Origin of the sequence: Paraburkholderia sp., assembly GCF_034668105.1 — a bacterium.
Classification (GTDB): Bacteria; Pseudomonadota; Gammaproteobacteria; order Burkholderiales; family Burkholderiaceae; genus Paraburkholderia.
Genome location: NZ_JAXDPY010000407.1, coordinates 1 through 6,905, shown reverse-complemented (window position 1 = coordinate 6,905; position 6,905 = coordinate 1). Strand labels below are relative to the sequence as shown.

Genomic DNA, 6,905 nt, shown 5'->3' with positions numbered 1-6,905 from the left:
CCAGACCCAGTTCCCACGGCGTGCCGGCATGCTTCACCGACGACAACGGCGAAGCGCCCGTGCCGCCGTCGTGGCCCGCGATCACGACGTGATCGGCCTTCGCCTTGGCGACACCCGCGGCAACCGTGCCGACGCCCGATTCCGACACCAGCTTCACCGAGACGCTGGAGGCCGGGTTCGCGTTCTTCAGGTCGTGAATGAGCTGCGCCAGATCTTCGATCGAGTAGATGTCGTGGTGCGGCGGCGGCGAGATCAGACCCACGCCCGGCACCGAGTAACGCAGCTTGCCGATGTACTCGGATACCTTGTGGCCCGGCAGTTGACCGCCTTCGCCCGGCTTCGCGCCTTGCGCCATCTTGATCTGGATCTGATCAGCCGACGCGAGGTATTCCGCCGTCACGCCGAAACGGCCCGACGCCACCTGCTTGATCTTCGAGCGCAGCGAATCGCCGTCCTTGAGCGGGATGTCGACGATCACTTCGTCGCCGATCACCGACTTCATGGTGTCGCCGTTCTTGATCGGAATGCCGCGCAGTTCGTTGCGATAACGGTTCACGTCCTCGCCGCCTTCGCCGGTGTTCGACTTGCCGCCGATGCGGTTCATCGCGACAGCCAGCGTGGCATGGGCCTCGGTCGAGATCGAGCCCAGCGACATCGCACCGGTGGCGAAACGCTTGACGATGTCTTTCGCCGATTCCACTTCGTCGAGCGGGATCGCCTTGGTCGGATCGAACTTGAATTCGAACAGGCCGCGGAACGTCATGTGGCGCTTGGTCTGATCGTTGATCAGATGCGCGTATTCCTTGTACGTCTGGTACGAGTTGCTGCGCGCCGAGTGCTGCAGCTTGGCGATCGCATCCGGCGTCCACATGTGTTCTTCGCCGCGCACGCGGTACGCGTATTCGCCGCCCGCGTCGAGCATGTTCGCAAGGATCGGGTTGTCGCCGAACGCGTCGCGGTGCAGACGGATCGCTTCTTCCGCGACGTCGAACAGGCCGATCCCGCCGACCTTCGACGAGGTGCCCTTGAAGTACTTCACCACCAGGTCTTCAGCCAGACCGACCGCTTCGAAAATCTGCGCGCCGGTGTAGGACATGTAGGTCGAAATGCCCATCTTCGACATGACCTTCATCAGGCCCTTGCCGACTGCCTTGGTGAAGTTGTAGACCGCCTTTTCCGCCGACAGGTCGCCCTTCAGGCCCGCCGCGAGCTGGCCGAGCGTTTCCATCGCGAGGTACGGGTGCACGGCTTCCGCGCCGTAGCCCGCGAGCAACGCGAAGTGGTGGGTTTCCCGCGCCGAGCCGGTTTCCACGACGAGACCCGCGCTGGTGCGCAGACCGTGCTGGACGAGATGCGTGTGGATCGCGGCCGTTGCCAGCAAGGCCGGAATCGCGACGTTGTCGCGGTCGGTCTTGCGGTCCGACACGATCAGCATGTTGTAGCCGGACTTGACCGCATCCACGGCTTCCGCGCACAGCGAGGCCAGGCGCGCTTCAATACCTTCCTTGCCCCACGCCACCGGATAGCAGATGTTCAGTTCGTACGAACTGAACTTGCCGCCCGTGTACTGATCGATCGCGCGGATCTTCGCGATGTCCTTGAAGTCGAGCACCGGCTGCGATACTTCGAGCCGCATCGGCGGGTTGATATTGTTCGTGTCCAGCAGGTTCGGCTTCGGACCGACGAACGACACCAGCGACATCACCATGTTTTCACGGATCGGGTCGATCGGCGGGTTCGTGACTTGCGCGAACAGCTGCTTGAAGTAGTGATAGAGCGTCTTGTTCTTGTTGGACATGACGGCCAACGGCGAGTCGTTGCCCATCGAACCGACGGCTTCCTCGCCGGCTTGCGCCATCGGCGCCATCAGGAACTTGAGGTCTTCCTGCGTGTAGCCGAACGCCTGCTGGCGATCCAGCAAGGCAGCGGGTTCGCGGCGTTCCGTCGCGACGTCTTCGGCCTTCGGCTCGATTTCGTCGAGCTTGATGCGCACGGCGTCGATCCAGCTCTTGTACGGCTTGGCGTTCGCGAGGTTGTCCTTCAGTTCCTTGTCGTCGATGATGCGGCCGTGTTCCATGTCGATCAGGAACATCTTGCCCGGCTGCAGACGCCACTTCTTGACGATCTTCGACTCGGGGATCGTCAACGTGCCCGCTTCCGACGCCATGATGACCAGGTCGTCGTCGGTGACGATGTAGCGCGCCGGACGCAGGCCGTTACGGTCGAGCGTCGCGCCGATCTGACGGCCGTCGGTGAAGGCGATGGCGGCGGGGCCGTCCCATGGCTCCATCATCGCGGCGTGGTATTCGTAGAACGCGCGGCGGTTGTCGTCCATCAGCGTGTGCTGTTCCCAGGCTTCCGGGATCATCATCATCACAGCGTGGACGAGCGGGTAGCCGGCCATGACCAGCAGTTCGAGACAGTTGTCGAACGAGGCGGTGTCCGATTGGCCCGGATAGATCAGCGGCCACAGCTTCGGCAGATCGTCGCCGAGCACGTGCGACGCGATCGCGCCGGTGCGGGCGTTCAGCCAGTTGACGTTGCCCTTCACCGTGTTGATTTCGCCGTTGTGGGCAATCATCCGGTACGGGTGAGCCAGTTCCCACGCCGGGAACGTGTTCGTGGAGAAGCGTTGGTGCACCAGCGCCAGCGCCGACACGGTGCGCTCGTCCTGCAGGTCGCGGTAGTACACGCCGACCTGGCCGGCCAACAGCAGACCCTTGTAGACGACCGTGCGCGCCGAGCAGGACGGCACGAAGTATTCCTTGCCGTGCTTCAGTTTGAGCGCCTGGATGCGGTGGCTCGCGGTCTTGCGGATCACGTACAGCTTCCGTTCGAGCGCGTCTGTCACCATGATGTCCTTGCCGCGGCCAATGAAAATCTGCCGGATCAACGGCTCGCTCGCCTTGACGGTGGGCGAAATCGGCATGGTGGGGTCGACCGGCACGTCGCGCCAGCCCAGCACGACCTGGCCTTCGGCCTTCACCGTGCGTTCCAGTTCCTGTTCGCAGGCGAGACGCGAAGCGTGTTCCTTCGGCAGGAAGACCATGCCGACACCGTATTCGCCGTGCGGCGGCAACACGACGCCCTGCTTGGCCATTTCCTCACGATAGAAACCGTCCGGGATCTGGATCAGGATGCCGGCACCGTCGCCCATCAGCGGATCGGCGCCGACGGCGCCCCGGTGGTCGAGGTTCTCGAGAATCTTCAGGCCTTGCTCGATGATCTCGTGACTTTTCTTGCCCTTGATATGGGCAACGAAGCCGACGCCACAGGCGTCATGTTCGTTTTGCGGGTCGTACAGACCTTGCGCGGCGGGAACCGGGTGAGCGGGTTGCTGGTGGTCGTTCATGGGGACACCGTCTGTGAGGGGCCGGTCAGGCCGTTAAAACCGTTTTTCTATTGCCGCAGTTCGCACCGCAACCGCGTCGGCGAATTCAGTACGCAAGATGGTGCACATCCCAAAAAGCGCCGGAATTCGGAATATACGCGACGAATCAACGGAACAGCAAATAAAACGTGATGGTCGATCCCCAATTATCAAGTTGGTGCATTGCGGTCATTTTTTATTGGTGCCACATCAAAAAGTGCAAAAGAAAACGGCATTCGAAAATGCCGTTCGGAGTAAGGCCCTTTGATTCGAAACGCTTTATTGCGTCTGCGGCGTTTCGCGCACCTTGCGCGGCCGCCCGCGCGGTAGCGGCGATACGCGCCGGTTAGCGGCCCGCGCCGCCCACTCGCGGTAGGTATCGCTGCCCAGAACCCAGCCTTTCAGGGTGGCCTGCTGCAGCTGACTGGCTTCACGTTCATCGAGCGGCTGCTCGCACAGTTCTCGGTAAGCGCGCTGCCGTTCGAACGGCGTGTTGCCGAGCGACCAGTAGAGCGGGTGGTCGGTAATCAGGCTGTCGAGCGTCAGGCCGATGTGATGGCGGTAGCTCGACCAGCGATAGTCCTCGGGCGCGCTCACCAGCCCCGCGCGCACCGGCGACATCTCGACAACGCGGCTCGCCAGCAGGAAATAGCGCTCGCCTTCGATCACGGTGGCGCGGTAGCGGCCTTCCCACAACGTGCCGCGGCGCGCGTAACGCCGATTGAAGTGCGCCACGTAGCGGCGCCCTACGGCCTGCATCGCCTTCGGCAGGCTCGACTCCTCGGTCGGCGTGACGAGCAGTTGCACCGAGCCCGGCATCAACGCATACGCGTGGATGGACAGGTGGTGGTCGCGTGAAGCCGCTTTCAAACAGTCGATGAAAAGCTCGTAGTCCTGGTCGTCGACGAATGCGGGCTGCTGATCGAGTCCGCGGAGGATGACGTGCTGAGGCTGGTCAGGGACATAGAGACGTGCAAGCCGTGCCATGCTGGAGTATCCAATAGTCGCGTTGGTACATACCCGAAGGTCCGAAGAACCGCGCGCGCCCGGGGTTCGGCGCAGCACGGCTAAGCCAGAAACCGCGCGGAGCCTAGGGAGAAAGCTCTAACCGCCGCGTATGGTTTGTTTCAAACGTTGTAGTCATAATGAGCGGGCCTTTTCTGGAGGAGCACATATGAAATTAAAACAGGCCGTAACGGGGATCGCGGCGCTAGCCTGTATGACAACGGCAGCGCACGCGCAATCGGCCGGAAGCTTTTACATCACATCAGGCTGGTTCCATCTTGCGCCTCAATCGAGCAGCGAGCCGTTGAGAGTGACAAGCATAGGCGGCAGCCCGACCAACATCACCGAAGCCAATACGGGTGCATCACTCAGTTCAGCCGACACGATCGGCTTCACCGCCGGCTACTTCGTTACCGACCACATTGCTACCGAGTTCGTGATCGGCGTCCCGCCTTCGTTCGACCTGAACGGCACGGGCAACCTCGAACAATTCGGCAAGCTCGGTCAGGCGAAACAGTGGAGCCCGACTCTGCTGTTCAAGTACTACTTCAACGCCCCGACCGCTACGTTCCGCCCGTATCTCGGCGTTGGTGTGAGCCGCATCTGGTTCACCGACGAAAAGATCACCAATGGCGCGTTCGAGGCGGGTGTTCTGCATGGTCCGACCAGCGTCTCTACGGATAGTTCGTGGGAGCCGGTGTTTAATGCGGGTTTCACCTATGCGTTCAACCAGCACTGGTTCGCGGGTGTCTCGATCTCGTACCTGCCGCTCAGCACGACTGCCAAGCTGAACACCGCCGCCAACACTCCAGTTGGTACGTTGAATGTGCAGTCGCAAACCAAGATCAAACTGAACCCTATCGTTAGCTACGTCAACATCGGTTACCGTTTCTAACGCGTCACGAAATTGGGGCCGTTGAGTTAGGGTAGTCGAATTTTCGGGGCTTGGACAACGCCGTCATGCATTCAATGACGGCGTTTTTGATTCGCGCGCGGCCGGAGACCATTTGCAGCGTACGAAGCTCACGCCAGTGCGCGAGCGGAAGCGTTTGTAAATTTGACCCATCGGTGGGCCAGCTCGTGCAATATCTGCTGAGGAATGTGGGGCGGCGCCACGGTGTAGAGGGGCTGCCGGTTTGGCACCGAAGTTGCGTCTTCAGGGTGTTTCCCGCGTGACAACGCGTGTCTGCGTGACAGCGTGGGACCCTTCACCCTCATCGACGGAGCGACCATGACAGCACTTCCGAACACGCGAGACGCCCTCGGCGAATCCTGGACCACCACCAGCCGCCGCGCGCGGCGTATCGCTCGCCATAGCCGCCATGCAGCCGAAGATATCGCAGGCGAACTGCGTAACTTGATGTCGGAGCTGGAATCCACGCTGGCAGACGGCACCCAGGCAGACGCCGTGGCGCTGCGCGGCAAATTGCGCAAGCAGCTCGACGCAGCGCGTGCCCGCTTGAACGACACCCGCGAAGCCGTTCGGGACCGCGCCGAAGTCGCGATTGCCGACGCCGACGATTACGTGCATGAGAATCCGTGGCAGACGGTGGCGATCGTCGGCGGCGTTGCGTTGATTGCGGGCGCGCTGTTCGCGGCGCGGCTGCGTTAGGCGCGGCTGCGCGAGCCGCGGCTGCGTGAGCCCGCGGGTGCGTGAGCCCGCGGGTGCGTGAGCCGCGGGTGCGTGAGCTGCGGGTGCGTTGGGCGCGGCTGCGCTATGCAAGTTCGGGTGAGCGCGGGCTACGGCAAGTAGCGAGTCGGCAGGGCGTCGCGTTTAACGGCTCGGCGGCACGCGGCCGGAAAACTAATGCCAGAGACACGAGCTTCTAGCGTAGGTCTCGGGTCGCATGCGGCCCGCGATCTCGCGCCGCTAACTGGCACAGGGCCTCAGGCCGGATCTCGATCCGCGCAGCCCGCGGTAGTCGCTAGTCTGTACAAGTATCCAAAATAGCGCCTATACACCACGCGCGCACGCGCCGACACGCGCCGACACGCGCGACGCTGACGGCGTAGCACCTCCCTCGGCGCGGATTGCGGCCCACGCCGCAACCATGTAGCCGCCCACCCCTGGCCGCAGCCTATCAGTTGTCGTCGATCACAAACAGCCGCTGGTATTCCTTCACCGCATAGCGATCCGTCATTCCCGCGATGTAGTGAGCGATCAGCCGCGGTTGCATCGACGCGTCCGTTGATTGATAGCTGGGTGGCAATAGCCTCGAATCTTCCGTGAACGCATCGAACAGCCCGGCCACCACGCGGCGCGCCTTGTTGGCCATGCGCATGACGCGATAGTGTCGATAGAGGTTCTTGAACAGAAAGCGCTTGAGCGTCGCAGCCTGCGCGGCGATCGTTTCGCTGTGCGCCACCAGCGGCGGTGCGGCCCGCACGTCGTCGAGCGAGTCCGGCGCGTGCCTTGCAAGATTGAGCAAGGTCGTATCGATCAGGTCGACGATCAACGTGTTGATGATGCGGCGCACCGTCTCGTGAATCAGCCGTCGCCCTTCGATCTGCGGGAAATCGCCACGCGCCG

General features: G+C 62.4%; 4 protein-coding genes and 1 pseudogene. 2 read left to right on the top strand and 3 right to left on the bottom strand.

Annotated elements, in window-relative coordinates; all coding sequences use genetic code 11:
- On the bottom strand, positions 1–3,352 hold a 3,352-nt coding region (locus tag QOC89_RS18195), incomplete at its 3' end, for a glutamate synthase central domain-containing protein (RefSeq protein WP_323046297.1).
- A gap of 297 nt (positions 3,353–3,649) precedes the next feature.
- Positions 3,650–4,357 carry a transposase gene (locus QOC89_RS18190; RefSeq protein WP_054036587.1) on the bottom strand — a complete coding sequence of 236 codons (708 nt, stop codon included), beginning with the start codon at positions 4,355–4,357 and terminating at the stop codon, positions 3,650–3,652.
- Between the two features lie 187 nt (positions 4,358–4,544).
- Here QOC89_RS18190 and QOC89_RS18185 point away from each other — a divergent pair, with 187 nt between their 5' ends.
- Together QOC89_RS18185 and QOC89_RS18180 are read left to right on the top strand one after the other, a co-directional pair.
- Entirely contained in the window at positions 4,545–5,270 is a 726-nt protein-coding gene (locus QOC89_RS18185) for an OmpW/AlkL family protein (protein WP_323046296.1), read from the top strand.
- A 336-nt stretch (positions 5,271–5,606) separates the two neighbouring features.
- On the top strand, positions 5,607–5,987 hold the full coding sequence (locus tag QOC89_RS18180) for a DUF883 family protein (RefSeq protein WP_323046295.1): 381 nt from the start codon (positions 5,607–5,609) through the stop codon (positions 5,985–5,987).
- 469 nt (positions 5,988–6,456) lie between these two features.
- On the opposite strand, the pseudogene QOC89_RS18175 reads toward QOC89_RS18180, so the two are convergent.
- Positions 6,457–6,905, bottom strand: a pseudogene (locus QOC89_RS18175) (deoxyguanosinetriphosphate triphosphohydrolase); the annotation flags it as partial.

What these genes read in the sequence shown, in the direction of transcription:
- QOC89_RS18190 (WP_054036587.1), bottom strand. Translation starts at nt 4,357, where the DNA reads ATGGCACGGCTTGCACGTCTCTATGTCCCTGACCAGCCTCAGCACGTC.
- QOC89_RS18185 (WP_323046296.1), top strand. Translation starts at nt 4,545, where the DNA reads ATGAAATTAAAACAGGCCGTAACGGGGATCGCGGCGCTAGCCTGTATG.
- QOC89_RS18180 (WP_323046295.1), top strand. Translation starts at nt 5,607, where the DNA reads ATGACAGCACTTCCGAACACGCGAGACGCCCTCGGCGAATCCTGGACC.